General features: G+C 46.5%; 16 protein-coding genes, 9 tRNA genes and 4 rRNA genes (1 of these 29 running past the window's edge). All 29 read left to right on the top strand.

The window, feature by feature from the left end:
• Positions 1-20 precede the first annotated feature (20 nt).
• Positions 21-1,439, top strand: coding sequence for a tRNA lysidine(34) synthetase TilS (gene tilS, locus M1D94_RS21260; RefSeq protein WP_141950069.1), 1,419 nt, complete (start codon positions 21-23; stop codon positions 1,437-1,439).
• Complete coding sequence (hpt, locus tag M1D94_RS21255; RefSeq protein WP_003226700.1) at positions 1,436-1,978, top strand: hypoxanthine phosphoribosyltransferase; 543 nt, start codon at positions 1,436-1,438, stop codon at positions 1,976-1,978. Before tilS ends, hpt begins: the two co-directional genes overlap by 4 nt.
• 97 nt (positions 1,979-2,075) lie before the next feature.
• Entirely contained in the window at positions 2,076-3,989 is a 1,914-nt protein-coding gene (ftsH, locus tag M1D94_RS21250; protein WP_003243881.1) for an ATP-dependent zinc metalloprotease FtsH, read from the top strand.
• Between the two features lie 194 nt (positions 3,990-4,183).
• A complete protein-coding gene (locus M1D94_RS21245) occupies positions 4,184-4,960 on the top strand; it encodes a type III pantothenate kinase (protein WP_010886388.1) in 777 nt (258 codons plus the stop codon).
• Positions 4,961-4,971: 11 nt separating this feature from the next.
• Entirely contained in the window at positions 4,972-5,847 is an 876-nt protein-coding gene (gene hslO, locus M1D94_RS21240; protein WP_038827649.1) for a redox-regulated molecular chaperone HslO, read from the top strand.
• A gap of 46 nt (positions 5,848-5,893) precedes the next feature.
• The gene (locus M1D94_RS21235) at positions 5,894-6,787 is read left to right on the top strand and encodes a peptidyl-prolyl cis-trans isomerase (RefSeq protein WP_077671684.1); all 894 of its coding nucleotides are present in this window, start codon (positions 5,894-5,896) and stop codon (positions 6,785-6,787) included.
• A gap of 75 nt (positions 6,788-6,862) precedes the next feature.
• Positions 6,863-7,789: a cysteine synthase A gene (gene cysK / locus M1D94_RS21230; RefSeq protein ID WP_003218399.1), complete on the top strand. Its 927-nt coding sequence runs from the start codon at positions 6,863-6,865 to the stop codon at positions 7,787-7,789.
• Between the two features lie 166 nt (positions 7,790-7,955).
• Positions 7,956-9,368, top strand: coding sequence for an anthranilate synthase component I family protein (locus M1D94_RS21225; RefSeq protein WP_015482698.1), 1,413 nt, complete (start codon positions 7,956-7,958; stop codon positions 9,366-9,368).
• A gap of 13 nt (positions 9,369-9,381) precedes the next feature.
• On the top strand, positions 9,382-9,966 hold the full coding sequence (pabA, locus tag M1D94_RS21220; protein WP_017696363.1) for an aminodeoxychorismate/anthranilate synthase component II: 585 nt from the start codon (positions 9,382-9,384) through the stop codon (positions 9,964-9,966).
• Positions 9,966-10,847, top strand: coding sequence for an aminodeoxychorismate lyase (gene pabC / locus M1D94_RS21215; protein ID WP_072173762.1), 882 nt, complete (start codon positions 9,966-9,968; stop codon positions 10,845-10,847). Before pabA ends, pabC begins: the two co-directional genes overlap by 1 nt.
• The gene (folP, locus tag M1D94_RS21210; RefSeq protein WP_072173761.1) at positions 10,829-11,686 is read left to right on the top strand and encodes a dihydropteroate synthase; all 858 of its coding nucleotides are present in this window, start codon (positions 10,829-10,831) and stop codon (positions 11,684-11,686) included. Before pabC ends, folP begins: the two co-directional genes overlap by 19 nt.
• Positions 11,679-12,041 (top strand): dihydroneopterin aldolase, encoded by a 363-nt coding sequence (gene folB, locus M1D94_RS21205; RefSeq protein ID WP_014478613.1) that lies wholly within the window; start codon positions 11,679-11,681, stop codon positions 12,039-12,041. The genes folP and folB overlap by 8 nt, the downstream gene beginning before the upstream one ends.
• Positions 12,038-12,541 (top strand): 2-amino-4-hydroxy-6-hydroxymethyldihydropteridine diphosphokinase, encoded by a 504-nt coding sequence (gene folK / locus M1D94_RS21200; protein WP_003242690.1) that lies wholly within the window; start codon positions 12,038-12,040, stop codon positions 12,539-12,541. The genes folB and folK overlap by 4 nt, the downstream gene beginning before the upstream one ends.
• The gene (locus tag M1D94_RS21195; protein ID WP_003226678.1) at positions 12,493-12,702 is read left to right on the top strand and encodes a helix-turn-helix domain-containing protein; all 210 of its coding nucleotides are present in this window, start codon (positions 12,493-12,495) and stop codon (positions 12,700-12,702) included. Before folK ends, M1D94_RS21195 begins: the two co-directional genes overlap by 49 nt.
• Positions 12,703-12,725: 23 nt before the next feature.
• A complete protein-coding gene (dusB, locus tag M1D94_RS21190) occupies positions 12,726-13,727 on the top strand; it encodes a tRNA dihydrouridine synthase DusB (RefSeq protein ID WP_014475588.1) in 1,002 nt (333 codons plus the stop codon).
• A gap of 91 nt (positions 13,728-13,818) precedes the next feature.
• Complete coding sequence (gene lysS / locus M1D94_RS21185) at positions 13,819-15,318, top strand: lysine--tRNA ligase (protein WP_003226674.1); 1,500 nt, start codon at positions 13,819-13,821, stop codon at positions 15,316-15,318.
• Between the two features lie 310 nt (positions 15,319-15,628).
• Positions 15,629-17,178 (top strand): 16S ribosomal RNA (locus M1D94_RS21180).
• A 170-nt stretch (positions 17,179-17,348) separates the two neighbouring features.
• Positions 17,349-20,276, top strand: a 23S ribosomal RNA gene (locus M1D94_RS21175).
• 55 nt (positions 20,277-20,331) lie between these two features.
• A 5S ribosomal RNA gene (gene rrf / locus M1D94_RS21170) occupies positions 20,332-20,447 on the top strand.
• A gap of 22 nt (positions 20,448-20,469) precedes the next feature.
• Positions 20,470-20,545, top strand: a tRNA-Val gene (locus M1D94_RS21165).
• Positions 20,546-20,549: 4 nt separating this feature from the next.
• A tRNA-Thr gene (locus M1D94_RS21160) sits at positions 20,550-20,625 on the top strand.
• Positions 20,626-20,661: 36 nt separating this feature from the next.
• Positions 20,662-20,737: transfer RNA gene (locus M1D94_RS21155), tRNA-Lys, on the top strand.
• 6 nt (positions 20,738-20,743) lie between these two features.
• Positions 20,744-20,826, top strand: a tRNA-Leu gene (locus M1D94_RS21150).
• A gap of 40 nt (positions 20,827-20,866) precedes the next feature.
• A tRNA-Gly gene (locus M1D94_RS21145) sits at positions 20,867-20,941 on the top strand.
• A 14-nt stretch (positions 20,942-20,955) separates the two neighbouring features.
• Positions 20,956-21,041: transfer RNA gene (locus tag M1D94_RS21140), tRNA-Leu, on the top strand.
• A gap of 9 nt (positions 21,042-21,050) precedes the next feature.
• A tRNA-Arg gene (locus tag M1D94_RS21135) sits at positions 21,051-21,127 on the top strand.
• Positions 21,128-21,154: 27 nt separating this feature from the next.
• Positions 21,155-21,231, top strand: a tRNA-Pro gene (locus tag M1D94_RS21130).
• A gap of 8 nt (positions 21,232-21,239) precedes the next feature.
• A tRNA-Ala gene (locus tag M1D94_RS21125) sits at positions 21,240-21,315 on the top strand.
• A 172-nt stretch (positions 21,316-21,487) separates the two neighbouring features.
• A 16S ribosomal RNA gene (locus M1D94_RS21120) occupies positions 21,488-22,950 on the top strand; it runs 87 nt beyond the window's last position.
• Together the 16S, 23S and 5S rRNA genes with 9 tRNA genes alongside form the textbook arrangement of a ribosomal RNA operon.

Raw genomic sequence — 22,950 nt, 5'->3', positions numbered from 1 at the left:
CTCATTGTGAGGAGGACATTGTGAAAAGTGTCAAAGATTTTTTAAACAAACACAATCTTACGTTAAAAGGGGCGACAATCATTGTAGGCGTTTCCGGCGGTCCGGACTCAATGGCTCTTCTTCACGCGTTGCATACGTTATGCGGCCGTTCAGCGAATGTTATTGCAGCTCACGTTGACCATCGGTTCAGAGGTGCGGAATCCGAGGAGGACATGCGTTTTGTCCAAGCTTATTGTAAAGCTGAACAGCTCGTGTGCGAAACGGCTCAAATCAATGTAACCGCATATGCACAGGAAAAAGGACTCAATAAGCAGGCTGCAGCACGCGATTGCCGCTACCAGTTTTTTGAGGAAATCATGTCGAAGCACCAAGCGGACTATCTGGCTCTTGCGCATCATGGTGATGACCAGGTTGAAACAATGCTTATGAAACTGGCTAAGGGTACGCTTGGAACGGGACTTGCGGGAATGCAGCCGATTAGACGTTTTGGGACGGGGCGGATCATCAGGCCGTTCTTACCCATTACAAAGGAAGAGATCCTTCACTATTGCCGTGAAAACGGCTTGAGCTACCGGACGGATGAAAGCAACGCCAAAGATGACTACACAAGAAACAGATTCAGAAAAACAGTGCTCCCGTTTTTGAAGCAGGAATCTCCGGATGTGCATAAAAGGTTTCAGAAAGTGAGTGAAGCACTGACGGAAGATGAGCAATTCTTACAGTCATTAACGAAAGATGAAATGAATAAAGTAATCACAAGCCAGTCTAATACATCAGTTGAAATCAATTCCTCTCAATTGCTTGCCCTCCCGATGCCTTTACAAAGAAGAGGAGTTCAACTAATATTAAACTATCTTTATGAAAACGTTCCATCATCCTTTTCAGCCCATCACATTCAGCAGTTTCTCGATTGGGCGGAAAATGGCAGTCCTTCAGGAGTACTGGACTTTCCGAAAGGACTGAAGGTGGTCAAATCATATCAGACATGTTTGTTTACATTTGAACAATGGCAGTGCAAAAATGTTCCCTTTGAATACCAAATTAGCGGAGCTGCTGATGAAACGGCAGTACTCCCTAATGGATATCTGATAGAGGCAAAGTATTATGCGGACTCGCCTGAAGAACATGGGAATGCTGTTTTTATCACAAGTGAAAAAAAGGTGCGGTTTCCCTTAACAATCCGGACGAGAAAAGCTGGAGACCGGATCAAACTAAAAGGGATGAACGGCTCAAAAAAGGTAAAGGATATATTTATTGATAAGAAACTGCCTCTCCAAGAAAGAGACAACTGGCCGATTGTGACGGACGCAAGCGGTGAAATTATCTGGATACCTGGCTTGAAAAAATCAATTTTTGAAGATCTTGTGATTCCAAACAGCGACCGCATTGTATTACAATATAGACAGCATGAAAAGTGTAGGGGGCAAGCAAAATCATGATGAAACATGATATCGAGAAAGTACTGATCTCAGAGGAAGAGATACAAAAGAAAGTAAAAGAGTTAGGTGCAGAATTAACGAGCGAGTATCAAGATACATTTCCGTTGGCAATCGGTGTGTTAAAAGGAGCACTTCCTTTTATGGCGGATCTTATCAAGCATATTGATACATATTTGGAAATGGATTTCATGGATGTATCAAGCTACGGAAATTCTACGGTTTCTTCTGGAGAAGTAAAAATCATTAAAGATTTGGATACATCTGTAGAGGGCCGGGACATCTTAATTATTGAAGATATCATCGACAGTGGGTTAACCTTAAGTTATCTCGTAGAGCTCTTCCGATACCGTAAAGCAAAATCAATTAAGATTGTTACCCTTTTGGATAAACCGAGCGGAAGAAAAGCGGACATCAAAGCAGACTTTGTCGGTTTTGAAGTTCCTGACGCGTTTGTAGTGGGTTACGGACTTGATTATGCTGAGCGCTATCGCAATCTGCCTTATATCGGAGTGTTAAAACCGGCAGTTTATGAAAGCTGATCGGCAGCCTGCTTCCGAGATGGTTATTGTTTGTATTGGAATGATTTTCTATGGTACTATTGAACATAGTTGTGCTTACTGTGGGAGGAGGTAAGGAATGAATCGGGTCTTCCGTAATACCATTTTTTATTTACTTATTTTATTAGTAGTAATCGGGGTTGTGAGCTACTTCCAGACCTCAAATCCGAAAACAGAAAATATGTCGTACAGTACGTTCATCAAAAACCTGGATGACGGGAAAGTTGATAGCGTATCGGTTCAGCCTGTCAGAGGTGTTTATGAGGTAAAAGGGCAGCTGAAAAACTACGACAAAGATCAATACTTTTTGACTCATGTTCCTGAAGGAAAGGGAGCAGACCAGATATTTAACGCTTTGAAAAAGACAGACGTAAAGGTTGAGCCCGCGCAAGAAACAAGCGGATGGGTGACGTTCCTGACGACCATCATCCCATTTGTCATTATCTTTATTCTGTTTTTCTTCCTGCTCAATCAGGCTCAAGGCGGCGGCAGCCGTGTCATGAACTTTGGCAAGAGTAAAGCGAAGCTGTATACAGAGGAAAAGAAACGCGTCAAATTTAAAGACGTTGCAGGGGCTGACGAAGAAAAGCAAGAACTTGTTGAAGTTGTTGAGTTTCTGAAAGATCCCCGCAAGTTTGCCGAGCTCGGCGCCAGAATACCGAAAGGCGTGCTTTTAGTCGGACCTCCGGGTACCGGTAAAACATTGCTTGCCAAGGCTTGTGCAGGAGAAGCCGGCGTACCTTTCTTCAGCATCAGCGGATCTGATTTCGTTGAAATGTTTGTAGGGGTCGGTGCTTCCCGTGTGCGTGACTTGTTTGAAAATGCGAAAAAGAATGCGCCTTGTTTGATCTTCATTGATGAAATTGACGCAGTCGGACGCCAGCGTGGCGCTGGTCTCGGCGGTGGACACGATGAACGTGAACAGACGCTAAACCAATTGCTTGTTGAAATGGACGGATTCAGCGCTAATGAAGGAATTATCATCATTGCTGCGACGAACCGTGCGGACATCTTGGACCCAGCCTTACTTCGTCCGGGACGTTTTGACCGTCAAATTACAGTGGACCGTCCAGATGTCATTGGCCGTGAAGCTGTATTGAAAGTCCATGCGAGAAACAAACCGCTGGATGAAACGGTTAACCTAAAATCAATTGCCATGAGAACACCAGGCTTCTCGGGCGCTGACTTAGAAAACCTCTTGAATGAAGCTGCGCTTGTAGCGGCTCGTCAAAACAAGAAAAAAATCGATGCGCGTGATATTGACGAAGCGACGGACCGTGTAATTGCCGGACCCGCTAAGAAGAGCCGCGTTATCTCCAAGAAAGAACGCAATATCGTGGCTTATCACGAAGGCGGACACACCGTTATCGGTCTCGTTTTAGATGAGGCAGATATGGTTCATAAAGTAACGATTGTTCCTCGGGGCCAGGCTGGCGGTTATGCTGTTATGCTGCCAAGAGAAGACCGTTATTTCCAAACAAAGCCGGAGCTGCTTGATAAAATTGTCGGCCTCTTGGGCGGACGTGTTGCTGAAGAGATTATCTTCGGTGAAGTCAGCACAGGGGCGCACAATGACTTCCAGCGTGCGACGAATATTGCAAGACGAATGGTTACGGAATTCGGTATGTCAGAAAAACTGGGACCGTTGCAATTTGGACAGTCTCAGGGCGGTCAGGTATTCTTAGGCCGTGATTTCAACAATGAACAGAACTACAGTGATCAAATCGCTTATGAAATTGATCAGGAAATTCAGCGCATCATCAAAGAATGTTATGAGCGTGCGAAACAAATCCTGACTGAAAATCGTGACAAGCTTGAATTGATTGCCCAAACGCTTCTGAAAGTTGAAACGCTTGACGCTGAACAAATCAAACACCTTATCGATCATGGAACATTACCTGAGCGTAATTTCTCAGATGATGAAAAGAACGATGATGTGAAAGTAAACATTCTGACAAAAACAGAAGAAAAGAAAGACGATACGAAAGAGTAATTCGCTTTCTTTCTAAAAAAACTGCCGGCTGACGCTGGCAGTTTTTTTATGTAAATGATGTGCTCAGGTGCGGCTTTTACAATCATCCAATTCTGGTATCGATTTGTTTACAAATGAGCCGCTGATCGTGTATGGTATTGTAGAATGTTTGTAAAAAGTAAAGTAGAGAAACTATTCAAAAGTGGTGATAGAGGTTGTTACTGGTTATCGATGTGGGGAACACCAATACTGTACTTGGTGTATATCATGATGGAAAATTAGAATATCACTGGCGTATAGAAACAAGCAGGCATAAAACAGAAGATGAGTTTGGGATGATTTTGCGCTCCTTATTTGATCACTCAGGGCTTATGTTTGAACAGATAGATGGCATTATTATTTCGTCAGTAGTGCCGCCAATCATGTTTGCGTTAGAAAGAATGTGCACAAAATACTTTCATATCGAGCCGCAAATTGTTGGTCCAGGTATGAAAACCGGTTTAAATATAAAATATGACAATCCGAAAGAAGTGGGGGCAGACAGAATCGTAAATGCTGTCGCTGCGATACACTTATACGGCAATCCATTAATTGTTGTCGATTTCGGAACCGCCACAACGTACTGCTATATTGATGAAAACAAACAATACATGGGCGGGGCGATTGCCCCTGGGATTACAATTTCGACAGAGGCGCTTTACTCGCGTGCAGCAAAGCTTCCGCGTATCGAAATCACCCGGCCCGACAATATTATCGGAAAAAACACTGTTAGCGCGATGCAATCTGGGATTTTATTTGGCTATGTCGGCCAAGTGGAAGGAATCGTTAAGCGAATGAAATGGCAGGCAAAACAGGAACCAAAGGTCATTGCGACAGGAGGCCTGGCGCCGCTTATTGCGAACGAATCAGATTGTATAGACATCGTTGATCCATTCTTAACCCTAAAAGGGCTGGAATTGATTTATGAAAGAAACCGCGTAGGAAGTGTATAGGAGGTTTAGTAATGGATTATTTAGTAAAAGCACTTGCGTATGACGGAAAAGTTCGGGCTTATGCAGCGAGAACGACTGATATGGTAAATGAGGGGCAGAGACGCCATGGTACGTGGCCGACAGCATCCGCTGCATTGGGCCGCACAATGACAGCTTCACTTATGCTCGGCGCTATGCTGAAGGGCGATGATAAGCTGACTGTGAAAATCGAGGGCGGAGGTCCGATCGGAGCTATTGTAGCTGATGCCAATGCCAAAGGAGAAGTCAGAGCCTATGTCTCTAACCCGCAAGTTCATTTTGATTTAAATGAACAAGGCAAGCTTGATGTCAGACGTGCGGTTGGAACAAACGGAACGTTAAGTGTCGTAAAAGATTTAGGTTTGCGCGAGTTCTTCACAGGACAAGTAGAAATCGTTTCAGGAGAATTAGGCGATGATTTCACTTACTATCTTGTATCATCTGAGCAGGTTCCTTCATCAGTGGGCGTAGGTGTGCTCGTGAATCCTGACAATACCATTCTTGCGGCAGGGGGCTTTATTATTCAGCTGATGCCGGGAACAGATGATGAAACAATCACAAAAATTGAACAGCGTCTATCTCAAGTAGAGCCGATTTCTAAGCTCATCCAAAAAGGGCTGACACCAGAAGAAATTTTAGAAGAAGTCCTAGGCGAGAAACCTGAGATTTTGGAAACGATGCCTGTCAGATTCCATTGCGCTTGTTCAAAAGAACGGTTCGAAACAGCCATTTTAGGACTAGGCAAAAAAGAAATTCAAGATATGATAGAAGAAGATGGACAAGCCGAAGCAGTATGCCATTTTTGTAATGAAAAGTACTTATTTACAAAAGAAGAGCTGGAAGGGCTTCGTGACCAAACTACCCGCTAAGCTCTTTAGCGGGTTTTTAATTTGAGAAAAGGGGCTGAAAGCAGGTTTGAAATCAAGAACAATCTGGACCATTATTTTAGGGGCGCTGTTGGTTTGCTGTATTGCTGTTGCATATACGCTGACGAAATCCCAAGCCGGCGCATCGTCATCCGGTGAGTCTATTGCGACTATCGGGGGCAAGAGTGTGACAAGAGAAGAATGGCTGAAAGAAATGGAAGATCAGTATGGTAAGTCAACGCTTGAAGATATGATCAATGTCCGAGTTGTTGAGCAGCTGGCTAAAAAAAACAACCTTAAAATATCCAAAAGCGAAGTTGATCGTGAGTTTTTGCTGATTAAAGCGGTCAATAATTCCTTTTACGAAGATGAACATACGACGGAGAAAGAGTGGAAAGACCAAATTCGTTATAATATCCTCCTTGAGGAATTGTTAACAAGGGATATCGATATCTCAAACAAAGAATTGGAATCATTCTATCATAAAAATAAGGAACTATATCAGTTTGATGATTCGTATCGAATTCGGCATATTGTTGTAAAAGATGAAGAAGAAGCGAGAGAAGTCCTGAAAGAACTGAAGGGCGGATCAAGCTTTGAAGCTGTCGCTGCCGAAAGATCCACTGACAGATATACATCACCATACGGCGGAGATTTAGGTTTTGTCACAGAGGCATCAGACAACATTCCATCAGCATACATTGAAGAGGCGAAAACACTCAAAGAGGATGAATGGTCTCAGGAACCAATAAAGATCAGCAACGGATATGCCATTATCCAGCTGAAAGAAAAACTAAAGGCAAGAACGTTCTCATTTGATGAAGTAAAGGGCCAGATCAGACGGCAAATCGCAATGGATCAGCTAGGTGATAAAGCGACAGTTAAGACACTTTGGAAAGAAGCCGATGTATCTTGGTTTTATGGGGAAAAAAGTACTAAGTGATTGACAAAAAATTTTGAAATTGATAGATTATATACATAATACCAATACAAATAGTCGGAAATTGAGGTGTCGAGAATGGTACGTGTAGCAAACTCCATTACTGAATTAATTGGGAATACGCCAATCGTTAAATTAAATCGCCTTGCAGATGAAAACAGTGCGGATGTATATCTAAAACTTGAATACATGAACCCTGGAAGCAGTGTAAAAGATCGTATCGGTTTGGCCATGATTGAAGCTGCTGAAAAAGAAGGAAAATTAAAAGCCGGTGATACAATCATTGAACCGACAAGCGGAAATACTGGAATCGGGCTTGCAATGGTTGCTGCTGCTAAAGGATTAAAAGCCATTTTGGTTATGCCTGATACAATGAGCATGGAGCGCCGCAACCTTCTTCGCGCATACGGTGCTGAACTTGTGCTGACTCCTGGTGCGGAAGGCATGAAAGGTGCCATTAAGAAAGCTGAAGAGCTTGCTGAAAAGCACGGATACTTTGTGCCGCAGCAGTTTAACAACCCTTCTAACCCAGAAATTCACCGCCAAACAACTGGTAAAGAAATCGTTGAGCAATTCGGTGATGACCAGCTTGATGCATTTGTAGCCGGAATCGGAACGGGCGGAACGATTACGGGAGCGGGTGAAGTGCTGAAGGAAGCATACCCTTCCATCAAGATTTACGCTGTTGAACCGTCAGATTCCCCAGTGCTTTCAGGAGGAAAACCAGGCCCCCACAAAATTCAGGGAATCGGAGCTGGATTCGTGCCGGACATCTTAAACACTGAAGTATATGATGAAATCTTCCCTGTGAAGAATGAAGAAGCATTCGAATATGCCCGCAGAGCTGCACGTGAAGAAGGAATTCTCGGAGGCATATCATCAGGTGCGGCAATTTATGCTGCTCTTCAAGTAGCAAAAAAACTCGGAAAAGGCAAAAAAGTATTGGCCATCATTCCAAGTAATGGCGAACGTTATCTAAGCACGCCGCTGTATCAATTCGATTAAAAAAAGCCAAAACTCCCGGTCCGCCGGGAGTTTTTTTATATTTCGTGCATCAAATATGCCATGTCTGCGACGAATGTTATTCTTGGAAGAGAAATTCACTTTTTTCACTAACAACATTGCTTTACAATTAAAAACAAGTAAAAAAGAAAATAGAGGAATGATACAAATGGCACAACGCAGACCGGCAGGCAAAAAAGTACCTTTTCAAAAAGACTCATTCTTACAACAATTTGAGAAACTTGCGCAATCCCGGAAACATCATGTACTTCTTGAAAGTGCAAGAGGCGGCAGATATAGTATAGCCGGTCTTGATCCAATTGCGACTGTGAAAGGAAAAGACGGAATAACTACAATTAAGCATGGTGATGAGATGCTGTTTAAAGAAGGTGATCCATTACGGGCCTTCCACAGCTGGTTTAAAACGCTGGAAACAGAAACGAATCATGAGTTCCCTGACTTTCAAGGCGGGGCAATCGGGTTTCTCAGCTATGATTACGCACGGTACATTGAAAATTTTAAAATGCTCTCATTAGATGATCTAGAAACACCAGATATTTATTTTCTTGTTTTTGATGATATAGCAGTTTATGACCATCAAGAAGAGTCTCTATGGCTGATTACTCATGTTAATGGTTCTGATCAGGAAACAGCGGATGTGAAGCTATCTGAGTTAGAGCAGATGTGGCTGACTGAGCTTCCCGCTGTCTCTTCGCGAGAGATGAAGCCTGAAACAGATGGTTCCTTCGCGGCGCCATTTACCGAGGATGGGTTCTCACAAGCTGTAGAGAAAATTAAACAATACATTGCAAGCGGAGATGTGTTTCAAGTCAATCTATCAATAAGGCAGTCACAGTCACTGTCTGCCCACCCATATCAAATTTACAAAACCTTGAGAGAAGTAAATCCTTCTCCTTATATGGCGTATTTAGAAACACCTGATTTCCAAATCATTTGCGGATCGCCTGAACTGCTTGTCAGCAAAAAGGGCAAGCTATTAGAGACGAGACCGATTGCGGGCACCCGTTCCAGGGGGAAAACAAATGAAGAAGACGAGGCGCTTGCAAACGAATTGATACACAATGAAAAAGAACGCGCGGAACATGTCATGCTGGTTGATCTTGAGCGAAATGATCTGGGAAGAGTATCACGTTACGGGTCTGTGCGCGTAAATGAATTCATGGCAATTGAAAAATACTCGCATGTGATGCACATTGTGTCTAATGTCCAAGGTGAACTGCAGGATGGGTATGACGCTGTAGATATTATTCATGCTGTGTTTCCCGGAGGAACCATTACTGGTGCACCGAAAGTAAGAACGATGGAAATTATAGAAGAACTTGAGCCGACACGCCGAGGGCTTTATACTGGATCTATAGGATGGTTTGGATATAATCACGATCTGCAGTTTAATATCGTTATTCGAACCATTTATGCAACCGGAGGGCAGGCATTTATGCAGTCCGGCGCAGGAGTTGTGATTGATTCTGTTCCGAAGCACGAATACAAGGAATCATTCAAAAAAGCTTTTGCGATGCAAAGAGCATTAGAGCTGAGCAAAGAAGAGACAAAAATTAGATGAGGTGAGCGGAGAAATGATTTTAATGATTGATAACTACGATTCATTCACGTACAACTTGGTACAGTATTTGGGCGAGCTTGGGGAAGAGCTGGTTGTGAGACGCAATGACAGCATCACAATCGAAGAAATTGAAGAACTGTCTCCGGACTTTCTGATGATATCTCCCGGACCTTGCAGCCCTGATGAGGCGGGAATCAGCCTCGAAGCAATTAAACATTTCGCAGGGAAAATTCCTATTTTCGGTGTATGTCTCGGACATCAGTCCATCGCACAAGTGTTCGGTGGCGACGTTGTTAGGGCAGAACGGCTTATGCACGGGAAAACCTCGGATATCGAGCATGACGGCAAGACCATTTTTGAAGGGTTGAAAAACCCCCTTGTTGCGACGCGATACCACTCGCTGATCGTAAAACCTGAGACGCTGCCAAGCTGTTTTACAGTAACAGCACAAACGAAAGAAGGAGAAATCATGGCTATTCGCCACAATGACCTCCCGATAGAGGGCGTGCAATTTCACCCAGAGTCTATAATGACCTCCTTTGGGAAAGAAATGCTCAGAAATTTTATTGAGACATATCGCAAGGAAGTTATTGCGTGATGATATATGTGAACGGCCGGTATATGGAGGAGAAAGATGCAGTTCTTTCTCCTTTTGACCATGGTTTTTTATATGGGATCGGTGTTTTCGAAACCTTCAGGCTCTACGAAGGCTGCCCGTTTTTGCTTGATTGGCATATAGAAAGGCTTGAACGCGCACTTAAGGATTTGCAAATCGAATATACTGTTTCAAAGCATGAGATCCTTGAGATGCTGGACAAGCTGCTTATGCTAAATGATATCAAGGATGGCAATGCCCGCGTCAGACTGAACATATCAGCGGGGATCAGCGATAAAGGCTTTCTCGCCCAGACGTACGATAAGCCGACCGTTTTATGCTTTGTGAATCAGCTGAAACCAGAAAGCCTTCCTTTGCAAAAAGAAGGGAAGGTTTTATCGATACGGAGAAACACTCCTGAGGGATCGTTCCGGTTAAAATCTCATCATTATCTAAATAATATGTATGCGAAACGGGAAATTGGAAATGATCCGCGTGTCGAGGGAATTTTCTTAACGGAGGATGGAGCTGTTGCAGAGGGTATCATATCTAATGTCTTTTGGAGAAAAGGTCGTTGTATCTATACGCCATCGCTTGATACCGGTATTCTGGACGGCGTCACGAGACGTTTTATCATAGAAAATGCAAAGAATATCGGCCTGGAGCTCAAAACGGGCCGATATGAGTTAGAAGCTCTCTTGACAGCTGACGAAGCGTGGATGACGAACTCGGTTCTTGAAATCATCCCGTTTACTAAAATAGAAGAAGTAAACTATGGAAGCCAAAGCGGAGAAGCAACCTCCGCTCTTCAATTGTTGTACAAAAAAGAAATAAAGAACATGATTCATGAAAAGGGAGGAAGAGCATGGCGCAGCACACAATAGATCAAACACAAGTAATCCACACCAAGCCCAGCGCTTTATCATATAAAGAGAAGACGCTGGTGATGGGAATTTTAAACGTAACGCCAGACTCTTTCTCGGACGGCGGAAAATATGACAGCTTGGACAAGGCGCTGCTCCACGCGGAAGAGATGATCAATGATGGTGCCCATATCATTGATATCGGAGGGGAATCGACAAGGCCTGGTGCTGAGTGCGTATCTGAGGATGAGGAGATGTCCAGAGTCATTCCGGTGATTGAGCGGATTACGAAAGAGCTTGGTGTTCCTATTTCTGTAGACACGTACAAGGCTTCTGTCGCAGATGAAGCAGTGAAAGCCGGTGCATCCATTATCAATGATATTTGGGGAGCCAAACATGATCCGAAGATGGCTTCCGTTGCAGCTGATCATAATGTTCCAATTGTTCTCATGCATAACCGCCCTGAAAGAAACTACAATGACTTATTGCCGGATATGCTGTCGGACTTAATGGAGAGTGTAAAAATTGCTGTTGAGGCCGGAGTAGACGAGAAGAACATTATTCTTGATCCCGGTATCGGTTTCGCGAAAACCTATCACGATAACTTGGCAGTGATGAACAAACTAGAGATTTTCAGCGGATTGGGATATCCGGTTCTTCTGGCAACCTCCCGAAAAAGATTCATCGGACGTGTTCTGGATCTTCCGCCTGAGGAGCGGGCTGAGGGCACAGGCGCGACTGTGTGTCTCGGCATTCAAAAAGGCTGTGACATTGTCAGGGTCCATGATGTAAAGCAAATTGCCAGAATGGCGAAAATGATGGACGCGATGCTGAATAAGGGAGGGGTGCACCATGGATAAAGTTTATGTAGAAGGTATGGAGTTTTACGGATATCACGGTGTGTTCAAAGAAGAAAACAAACTTGGCCAGCGGTTTAAAGTCGATTTAACCGCTGAGCTGGATTTAAGCAAAGCCGGACAAACAGACGACCTTGAGCAAACGATCAACTATGCTGAGCTCTATCACGTATGTAAAGATATCGTGGAAGGGGAGCCTGTAAAATTGGTAGAAACGCTGGCGGAACGTATTGCTGGCACTGTTCTCGAAAAATTTCAGCCTGTTCAGCAATGTACGGTGAAAGTGATTAAGCCAGACCCGCCAATTCCCGGACACTATAAATCAGTAGCAATTGAAATTACGAGAAAAAAGTCATGAACAACATAGCTTATATTGCACTTGGATCTAATATTGGAGATAGAGAAACGTATTTAAGGCAAGCAGTGGCTTTACTGCATCAGCATGCTGCGGTGACAGTCACTAAAGTGTCGTCTATTTACGAAACTGACCCGGTCGGATACGAAGATCAAGCTCAATTTTTGAATATGGCTGTTGAAATCAAGACATCACTGAACCCTTTTGAACTACTTGAACTGACGCAGCAGATAGAAAATGAATTAGGCAGAACAAGGGAAGTAAGATGGGGGCCGCGGACGGCAGACCTTGACATTTTGTTATTTAATCGTGAAAATATTGAAACAGAGCAACTAATTGTTCCGCATCCGAGAATGTATGAGCGTTTGTTTGTCCTTGCGCCGCTTGCGGAAATTTGCCAGCAGGTTGAAAAAGAGGCTACAAGCGCCGAAACAGACCAAGAAGGTGTAAGAGTATGGAAGCAGAAATCTGGGGTAGACGAATTCGTGCATTCAGAAAGCTGAAAGGTTATACTCAAGAAGGTTTTGCAAAAGCATTAGGTATATCAGTTTCTATTCTCGGCGAAATTGAACGCGGAAACCGATTGCCGTCAGCTGCCATCATTCAAGATGCAGCTGATGTTTTAAATATAAGTGCGGACGAATTGGCGCCGCCAGAAAAATAGAACAAATGAAAGGAGGAGAAAAATTGTTCAAAATCGGAGATATTCAATTGAAAAACCGGGTTGTGCTCGCACCTATGGCTGGTGTCTGCAACTCTGCGTTCAGATTGACTGTAAAGGAATTCGGAGCCGGATTGGTATGCGCTGAAATGGTCAGTGACAAAGCGATCCTTTACAACAATGCAAGAACAATGGGTATGCTTTATATTGATGAACGCGAGAAACCACTGAGCCTTCAAATTTTCGGAGGAAAAAAGGAAACCCTTGTGGAAGCGGCGAAGTTTGTAGACCAAAACACAACTGCTGATATCATTGATATTAACATGGGATGTCCCGTGCCGAAGATTACAAAATGCGATGCGGGAGCCAAATGGCTTCTCGACCCTGATAAGATTTACGAAATGGTTTCTGCAGTAGTGGATGCTGTTAATAAACCAGTTACAGTGAAAATGAGAATGGGCTGGGATGAAGACCACATTTTCGCAGTGAAAAATGCACAGGCTGTAGAACGTGCGGGCGGTAAAGCAGTGGCGCTTCACGGCCGTACGAGAGTGCAGATGTACGAAGGAACGGCAAACTGGGATATCATCAAAGAAGTTAAACAATCAGTATCGATTCCGGTTATCGGAAACGGCGATGTTAAGACACCGCAGGATGCTAAGCGTATGCTCGATGAGACAGGAGTAGACGGGGTCATGATCGGACGCGCTGCATTGGGCAACCCGTGGATGATTTACCGTACGGTTCAGTATCTTGAAACAGGTGAATTAAAAGAAGAGCCGCAAGTACGCGAAAAAATGGCCGTATGCAAACTGCATCTTGACCGCCTGATTGACTTAAAAGGTGAAAACGTAGCGGTAAGAGAAATGAGAAAGCACGCTGCATGGTATCTGAAAGGCGTGAAAGGCAATGCGAACGTTCGTAATGAAATCAATCATTGCGAGACGAGAGAAGAGTTTGTACAGCTTTTAGATGCATTTACGGTTGAAGTTGAGGCAAAAGAGCTTCAAAATGCAAAAGTAGGATAATACTCACCTCTATTTGCTGCTCACTGCTAGTTTTACGCTGGCAGTTTTTCTGCTTTTTTCATGAAACAATATCTGTAATGGAGTGATAACAATGAGTCAAGAAGAGCATAACCATGAAGAATTGAATGATCAGCTGCAAGTCAGACGCGATAAAATGAATCAGCTGAGAGATAACGGCATCGATCCATTCGGCGCACGTTTTGAAAGAACTCATCAGTCTCAAGAAGTTATTTCGGCATATCAAGATCTAACCAAAGAAGAGTTAGAAGAAAAAGCGATTGAAGTTACAATCGCAGGCCGCATGATGACAAAACGCGGCAAAGGAAAAGCTGGCTTTGCCCATCTTCAGGATTTAGAAGGTCAAATCCAAATTTACGTAAGAAAAGACAGTGTCGGTGACGACCAATATGAAATCTTCAAGTCTTCTGACCTTGGTGATCTTATCGGTGTAACCGGAAAAGTCTTCAAAACAAATGTAGGCGAATTGTCTGTTAAAGCAACTTCCTTTGAATTGCTGACAAAAGCGCTTCGCCCGCTTCCTGACAAATACCATGGTTTAAAAGACGTTGAGCAGCGCTACCGTCAGCGCTACCTGGATCTTATCGTAAACCCAGACAGCAAACATACGTTCATTACACGAAGCAAGATCATTCAAGCTATGAGAAGATACCTTGATGATCATGGATACTTAGAAGTAGAAACACCTACAATGCACAGCATTCCTGGGGGAGCTTCTGCGCGTCCGTTTATCACTCACCACAACGCGTTAGACATTCCACTCTATATGCGTATTGCTATCGAACTGCACCTAAAACGTCTAATTGTCGGCGGTTTAGAAAAAGTATATGAAATCGGCCGTGTTTTCCGTAACGAAGGTGTCTCTACACGCCATAACCCTGAATTTACAATGATTGAGTTATATGAAGCATATGCGGACTATAAAGATATCATGAGCTTAACTGAAAACCTTGTCGCTCATATCGCCCAAGAAGTGCTTGGCACAACTACGATTCAATACGGGGAAGAGCAAATCGACCTTAAACCGGAGTGGAAAAGAATCCATATGGTTGACGCAGTCAAAGAAGCGACCGGCGTTGATTTCTGGGAAGAGGTTACTGTTGAACAGGCGCGTGAATATGCAAAAGAACATGGTGTAGAAATTAAAGATTCTATGACAGTAGGCCATATCATCAACGAATTCTTCGAGCAAAAAATTGAAGAAACGCTTATTCAGCCAACGTTTATTTACGGGCATCCTGTAGAAATTTCTCCTCTTGCTAAGAAAAACCCTGAGGACCCGCGTTTTACAGACCGTTTTGAGCTGTTTATCGTTGGCCGTGAACATGCCAACGCGTTTACAGAGCTGAATGATCCTATTGATCAAAGAGAACGCTTTGAAGCGCAATTAAAAGAGCGTGAAGCCGGTAATGATGAAGCTCATTTAATGGATGAAGACTTTGTTGAAGCTCTGGAATACGGTATGCCGCCAACAGGAGGTTTAGGCATCGGTATCGACCGTCTGGTTATGTTGCTGACGAATGCCCCTTCTATTCGCGATGTGCTGTTATTCCCGCAAATGAGACAACGCTAATAAAGAAGAGCGGTATCCTCCATAGGGAAAGGATGCCGCTCTTTTTAAATTCCTTAGTATTTCTTCAAAAAAACTATTGCACTATTATTTACTAGGTGGTATATTATTATTCGTTGCCGCTAAACAAGGCGATAACGAAAAAAAGAAATTCAAAAAAAGTTATTGACTTCACTGAGTCAACGAGTTATAATAATAAAGTCGCTTGAACGAAGTGAACAAAATGATCTTTGAAAACTAAACAAGACAAAACGTACCTGTTAATTCAGTTTTTAAAAATCGCACAGCGATGTGCGTAGTCAGTCAAACTACTTTATCGGAGAGTTTGATCCTGGCTCAGGACGAACGCTGGCGGCGTGCCTAATACATGCAAGTCGAGCGGACAGATGGGAGCTTGCTCCCTGATGTTAGCGGCGGACGGGTGAGTAACACGTGGGTAACCTGCCTGTAAGACTGGGATAACTCCGGGAAACCGGGGCTAATACCGGATGGTTGTTTGAACCGCATGGTTCAAACATAAAAGGTGGCTTCGGCTACCACTTACAGATGGACCCGCGGCGCATTAGCTAGTTGGTGAGGTAATGGCTCACCAAGGCAACGATGCGTAGCCGACCTGAGAGGGTGATCGGCCACACTGGGACTGAGACACGGCCCAGACTCCTACGGGAGGCAGCAGTAGGGAATCTTCCGCAATGGACGAAAGTCTGACGGAGCAACGCCGCGTGAGTGATGAAGGTTTTCGGATCGTAAAGCTCTGTTGTTAGGGAAGAACAAGTACCGTTCGAATAGGGCGGTACCTTGACGGTACCTAACCAGAAAGCCACGGCTAACTACGTGCCAGCAGCCGCGGTAATACGTAGGTGGCAAGCGTTGTCCGGAATTATTGGGCGTAAAGGGCTCGCAGGCGGTTTCTTAAGTCTGATGTGAAAGCCCCCGGCTCAACCGGGGAGGGTCATTGGAAACTGGGGAACTTGAGTGCAGAAGAGGAGAGTGGAATTCCACGTGTAGCGGTGAAATGCGTAGAGATGTGGAGGAACACCAGTGGCGAAGGCGACTCTCTGGTCTGTAACTGACGCTGAGGAGCGAAAGCGTGGGGAGCGAACAGGATTAGATACCCTGGTAGTCCACGCCGTAAACGATGAGTGCTAAGTGTTAGGGGGTTTCCGCCCCTTAGTGCTGCAGCTAACGCATTAAGCACTCCGCCTGGGGAGTACGGTCGCAAGACTGAAACTCAAAGGAATTGACGGGGGCCCGCACAAGCGGTGGAGCATGTGGTTTAATTCGAAGCAACGCGAAGAACCTTACCAGGTCTTGACATCCTCTGACAATCCTAGAGATAGGACGTCCCCTTCGGGGGCAGAGTGACAGGTGGTGCATGGTTGTCGTCAGCTCGTGTCGTGAGATGTTGGGTTAAGTCCCGCAACGAGCGCAACCCTTGATCTTAGTTGCCAGCATTCAGTTGGGCACTCTAAGGTGACTGCCGGTGACAAACCGGAGGAAGGTGGGGATGACGTCAAATCATCATGCCCCTTATGACCTGGGCTACACACGTGCTACAATGGACAGAACAAAGGGCAGCGAAACCGCGAGGTTAAGCCAATCCCACAAATCTGTTCTCAGTTCGGATCGCAGTCTGCAACTCGACTGCGTGAAGCTGGAATCGCTAGTAATCGCGGATCAGCATGCCGCGGTGAATACGTTCCCGGGCCTTGTACACACCGCCCGTCACACCACGAGAGTTTGTAACACCCGAAGTCGGTGAGGTAACCTTTTAGGAGCCAGCCGCCGAAGGTGGGACAGATGATTGGGGTGAAGTCGTAACAAGGTAGCCGTATCGGAAGGTGCGGCTGGATCACCTCCTTTCTAAGGATATTATACGGAATATAAGACCTTGGGTCTTATAAACAGAACGTTCCCTGTCTTGTTTAGTTTTGAAGGATCATTCCTTCGAAACGTGTTCTTTGAAAACTAGATAACAGTAGACATCACATTCAATTAGTAATACAAGATATCACATAGTGATTCTTTTTAACGGTTAAGTTAGAAAGGGCGCACGGTGGATGCCTTGGCACTAGGAGCCGATGAAGGACGGGACGAACACCGATATGCTTCGGGGAGCTGTAAGCAAGCTTTGATCCGGAGATTTCCGAATGGGGAAACCCACCACTCGTAATGGAGTGGTATCCATATCTGAATTCATAGGATATGAGAAGGCAGACCCGGGGAACTGAAACATCTAAGTACCCGGAGGAAGAGAAAGCAAATGCGATTCCCTGAGTAGCGGCGAGCGAAACGGGATCAGCCCAAACCAAGAGGCTTGCCTCTTGGGGTTGTAGGACACTCTATACGGAGTTACAAAAGAACGAGGTAGATGAAGAGGTCTGGAAAGGCCCGCCATAGGAGGTAACAGCCCTGTAGTCAAAACTTCGTTCTCTCCTGAGTGGATCCTGAGTACGGCGGAACACGTGAAATTCCGTCGGAATCCGGGAGGACCATCTCCCAAGGCTAAATACTCCCTAGTGACCGATAGTGAACCAGTACCGTGAGGGAAAGGTGAAAAGCACCCCGGAAGGGGAGTGAAAGAGATCCTGAAACCGTGTGCCTACAAGTAGTCAGAGCCCGTTAACGGGTGATGGCGTGCCTTTTGTAGAATGAACCGGCGAGTTACGATCCCGTGCAAGGTTAAGCAGAAGATGCGGAGCCGCAGCGAAAGCGAGTCTGAATAGGGCGCATGAGTACGTGGTCGTAGACCCGAAACCAGGTGATCTACCCATGTCCAGGGTGAAGTTCAGGTAACACTGAATGGAGGCCCGAACCCACGCACGTTGAAAAGTGCGGGGATGAGGTGTGGGTAGGGGTGAAATGCCAATCGAACCTGGAGATAGCTGGTTCTCTCCGAAATAGCTTTAGGGCTAGCCTCAAGGTAAGAGTCTTGGAGGTAGAGCACTGATTGGACTAGGGGCCCCTACCGGGTTACCGAATTCAGTCAAACTCCGAATGCCAATGACTTATCCTTGGGAGTCAGACTGCGAGTGATAAGATCCGTAGTCGAAAGGGAAACAGCCCAGACCGCCAGCTAAGGTCCCAAAGTATACGTTAAGTGGAAAAGGATGTGGAGTTGCTTAGACAACCAGGATGTTGGCTTAGAAGCAGCCACCATTTAAAGAGTGCGTAATAGCTCACTGGTCGAGTGACTCTGCGCCGAAAATGTACCGGGGCTAAACGTATCACCGAAGCTGCGGACTGTTCTTCGAACAGTGGTAGGAGAGCGTTCTAAGGGCTGTGAAGCCAGACCGGAAGGACTGGTGGAGCGCTTAGAAGTGAGAATGCCGGTATGAGTAGCGAAAGAGGGGTGAGAATCCCCTCCACCGAATGCCTAAGGTTTCCTGAGGAAGGCTCGTCCGCTCAGGGTTAGTCGGGACCTAAGCCGAGGCCGAAAGGCGTAGGCGATGGACAACAGGTTGATATTCCTGTACCACCTCCTCACCATTTGAGCAATGGGGGGACGCAGGAGGATAGGGTAAGCGCGGTATTGGATATCCGCGTCCAAGCAGTTAGGCTGGGAAATAGGCAAATCCGTTTCCCATAAGGCTGAGCTGTGATGGCGAGCGAAATATAGTAGCGAAGTTCCTGATTCCACACTGCCAAGAAAAGCCTCTAGCGAGGTGAGAGGTGCCCGTACCGCAAACCGACACAGGTAGGCGAGGAGAGAATCCTAAGGTGATCGAGAGAACTCTCGTTAAGGAACTCGGCAAAATGACCCCGTAACTTCGGGAGAAGGGGTGCTCTGTTAGGGTGCAAGCCCGAGAGAGCCGCAGTGAATAGGCCCAGGCGACTGTTTAGCAAAAACACAGGTCTCTGCGAAGCCGTAAGGCGAAGTATAGGGGCTGACGCCTGCCCGGTGCTGGAAGGTTAAGAGGAGCGCTTAGCGTAAGCGAAGGTGCGAATTGAAGCCCCAGTAAACGGCGGCCGTAACTATAACGGTCCTAAGGTAGCGAAATTCCTTGTCGGGTAAGTTCCGACCCGCACGAAAGGCGCAACGATCTGGGCACTGTCTCAACGAGAGACTCGGTGAAATTATAGTACCTGTGAAGATGCAGGTTACCCGCGACAGGACGGAAAGACCCCGTGGAGCTTTACTGCAGCCTGATATTGAATGTTGGTACAGCTTGTACAGGATAGGTAGGAGCCTTGGAAACCGGAGCGCCAGCTTCGGTGGAGGCATCGGTGGGATACTACCCTGGCTGTATTGACCTTCTAACCCGCCGCCCTTATCGGGCGGGGAGACAGTGTCAGGTGGGCAGTTTGACTGGGGCGGTCGCCTCCTAAAAGGTAACGGAGGCGCCCAAAGGTTCCCTCAGAATGGTTGGAAATCATTCGCAGAGTGTAAAGGCACAAGGGAGCTTGACTGCGAGACCTACAAGTCGAGCAGGGACGAAAGTCGGGCTTAGTGATCCGGTGGTTCCGCATGGAAGGGCCATCGCTCAACGGATAAAAGCTACCCCGGGGATAACAGGCTTATCTCCCCCAAGAGTCCACATCGACGGGGAGGTTTGGCACCTCGATGTCGGCTCATCGCATCCTGGGGCTGTAGTCGGTCCCAAGGGTTGGGCTGTTCGCCCATTAAAGCGGTACGCGAGCTGGGTTCAGAACGTCGTGAGACAGTTCGGTCCCTATCCGTCGCGGGCGCAGGAAATTTGAGAGGAGCTGTCCTTAGTACGAGAGGACCGGGATGGACGCACCGCTGGTGTACCAGTTGTTCTGCCAAGGGCATCGCTGGGTAGCTATGTGCGGACGGGATAAGTGCTGAAAGCATCTAAGCATGAAGCCCCCCTCAAGATGAGATTTCCCATTCCGCAAGGAAGTAAGATCCCTGAAAGATGATCAGGTTGATAGGTCTGAGGTGGAAGTGTGGCGACACATGGAGCTGACAGATACTAATCGATCGAGGACTTAACCATATTTTTGAATGATGTCACACCTGTTATCTAGTTTTGAGAGAACACTCTCAATTTGTTTGGTGGCGATAGCGAAGAGGTCACACCCGTTCCCATACCGAACACGGAAGTTAAGCTCTTCAGCGCCGATGGTAGTCGGGGGTTTCCCCCTGTGAGAGTAGGACGCCGCCAAGCAATTGCACGTTAGTGCAATTATGGAGGATTAGCTCAGCTGGGAGAGCATCTGCCTTACAAGCAGAGGGTCGGCGGTTCGAGCCCGTCATCCTCCACCATTATGCCGGTGTAGCTCAATTGGTAGAGCAACTGACTTGTAATCAGTAGGTTGGGGGTTCAAGTCCTCTTGCCGGCACCACTTTTATATGATATAATACTCAAGTCTCTTGTAGAAGAGCCATTAGCTCAGTTGGTAGAGCATCTGACTTTTAATCAGAGGGTCGAAGGTTCGAGTCCTTCATGGCTCACCATTTTGCGCGGGTGTGGCGGAATTGGCAGACGCGCTAGACTTAGGATCTAGTGTCTTTATGACGTGGGGGTTCAAGTCCCTTCACCCGCATTATATAGGATAACAGTTAGAAAAACTGGACATCCTGTCTGCGGAAGTAGTTCAGTGGTAGAACACCACCTTGCCAAGGTGGGGGTCGCGGGTTCGAATCCCGTCTTCCGCTCCAACTATACCATCCACGCCGGGGTGGTGGAATTGGCAGACACACAGGACTTAAAATCCTGCGGTAGGTGACTACCGTGCCGGTTCAAGTCCGGCCCTCGGCATTATGTTTTGCGCCCGTAGCTCAATTGGATAGAGCGTTTGACTACGGATCAAAAGGTTAGGGGTTCGACTCCTCTCGGGCGCGCCATATCTTTTAATAGAATAGATGGGAAATCGGGAAGTAGCTCAGCTTGGTAGAGCACATGGTTTGGGACCATGGGGTCGCAGGTTCGAATCCTGTCTTCCCGACCATTTTTTATGGGGCCTTAGCTCAGCTGGGAGAGCGCCTGCTTTGCACGCAGGAGGTCAGCGGTTCGATCCCGCTAGGCTCCACCAAAAGTTTTTAAAAAAAGTTGTTGACTTTGAAGAAGTGACATTGTATACTAATAAAGTTGCTTTAACAAAGCGGACAAACAAAATGATCTTTGAAAACTAAACAAGACAAAACGTACCTGTTAATTCAGTTTTTAAAAATCGCACAGCGATGTGCGTAGTCAGTCAAACTACTTTATCGGAGAGTTTGATCCTGGCTCAGGACGAACGCTGGCGGCGTGCCTAATACATGCAAGTCGAGCGGACAGATGGGAGCTTGCTCCCTGATGTTAGCGGCGGACGGGTGAGTAACACGTGGGTAACCTGCCTGTAAGACTGGGATAACTCCGGGAAACCGGGGCTAATACCGGATGGTTGTTTGAACCGCATGGTTCAAACATAAAAGGTGGCTTCGGCTACCACTTACAGATGGACCCGCGGCGCATTAGCTAGTTGGTGAGGTAATGGCTCACCAAGGCAACGATGCGTAGCCGACCTGAGAGGGTGATCGGCCACACTGGGACTGAGACACGGCCCAGACTCCTACGGGAGGCAGCAGTAGGGAATCTTCCGCAATGGACGAAAGTCTGACGGAGCAACGCCGCGTGAGTGATGAAGGTTTTCGGATCGTAAAGCTCTGTTGTTAGGGAAGAACAAGTACCGTTCGAATAGGGCGGTACCTTGACGGTACCTAACCAGAAAGCCACGGCTAACTACGTGCCAGCAGCCGCGGTAATACGTAGGTGGCAAGCGTTGTCCGGAATTATTGGGCGTAAAGGGCTCGCAGGCGGTTTCTTAAGTCTGATGTGAAAGCCCCCGGCTCAACCGGGGAGGGTCATTGGAAACTGGGGAACTTGAGTGCAGAAGAGGAGAGTGGAATTCCACGTGTAGCGGTGAAATGCGTAGAGATGTGGAGGAACACCAGTGGCGAAGGCGACTCTCTGGTCTGTAACTGACGCTGAGGAGCGAAAGCGTGGGGAGCGAACAGGATTAGATACCCTGGTAGTCCACGCCGTAAACGATGAGTGCTAAGTGTTAGGGGGTTTCCGCCCCTTAGTGCTGCAGCTAACGCATTAAGCACTCCGCCTGGGGAGTACGGTCGCAAGACTGAAACTCAAAGGAATTGACGGGGGCCCGCACAAGCGGTGGAGCATGTGGTTTAATTCGAAGCAACGCGAAGAACCTTACCAGGTCTTGACATCCTCTGACAATCCTAGAGATAGGACGTCCCCTTCGGGGGCAGAGTGACAGGTGGTGCATGGTTGTCGTCAGCTCGTGTCGTGAGATGTTGGGTTAAGTCCCGCAACGAGCGCAACCCTTGATCTTAGTTGCCAGCATTCAGTTGGGCACTCTAAGGTGACTGCCGGTGACAAACCGGAGGAAGGTGGGGATGACGTCAAATCATCATGCCCCTTATGACCTGGGCTACACACGTGCTACAATGGACAGAACAAAGGGCAGCGAAACCGCGAGGTTAAGCCAATCCCACAAATCTGTTCTCAGTTCGGATCGCAGTCTGCAACTCGACTGCGTGAAGCTGGAATCGCTAGTAATCGCGGATCAGCATGCCGCGGTGAATACGTTCCCGGGCCTTGTACACACCGCCCGTCACACCACGAGAGTTTGTAACACCCGAAGTCGGTGAGGTAACCTTTTAGG

It is taken from the genome of Bacillus sp. JZ109, from assembly GCF_053903135.1.
Note: the sequence above shows the minus strand (reverse complement) of the source record. Positions and strands in the feature narration are given on the sequence as shown.

Bases quoted from the DNA above. Each gene is read 5' to 3' on its own strand.
- pabA (WP_017696363.1), top strand. From the start codon at position 9,382: ATGATTTTAATGATTGATAACTACGATTCATTCACGTACAACTTGGTA.
- folP (WP_072173761.1), top strand. From the start codon at position 10,829: ATGGCGCAGCACACAATAGATCAAACACAAGTAATCCACACCAAGCCC.
- folK (WP_003242690.1), top strand. From the start codon at position 12,038: ATGAACAACATAGCTTATATTGCACTTGGATCTAATATTGGAGATAGA.
- pabC (WP_072173762.1), top strand. From the start codon at position 9,966: ATGATATATGTGAACGGCCGGTATATGGAGGAGAAAGATGCAGTTCTT.
- M1D94_RS21225 (WP_015482698.1), top strand. From the start codon at position 7,956: ATGGCACAACGCAGACCGGCAGGCAAAAAAGTACCTTTTCAAAAAGAC.
- ftsH (WP_003243881.1), top strand. From the start codon at position 2,076: ATGAATCGGGTCTTCCGTAATACCATTTTTTATTTACTTATTTTATTA.
- M1D94_RS21195 (WP_003226678.1), top strand. From the start codon at position 12,493: ATGGAAGCAGAAATCTGGGGTAGACGAATTCGTGCATTCAGAAAGCTG.
- cysK (WP_003218399.1), top strand. From the start codon at position 6,863: ATGGTACGTGTAGCAAACTCCATTACTGAATTAATTGGGAATACGCCA.
- lysS (WP_003226674.1), top strand. From the start codon at position 13,819: ATGAGTCAAGAAGAGCATAACCATGAAGAATTGAATGATCAGCTGCAA.
- hpt (WP_003226700.1), top strand. From the start codon at position 1,436: ATGATGAAACATGATATCGAGAAAGTACTGATCTCAGAGGAAGAGATA.
- folB (WP_014478613.1), top strand. From the start codon at position 11,679: ATGGATAAAGTTTATGTAGAAGGTATGGAGTTTTACGGATATCACGGT.
- hslO (WP_038827649.1), top strand. From the start codon at position 4,972: ATGGATTATTTAGTAAAAGCACTTGCGTATGACGGAAAAGTTCGGGCT.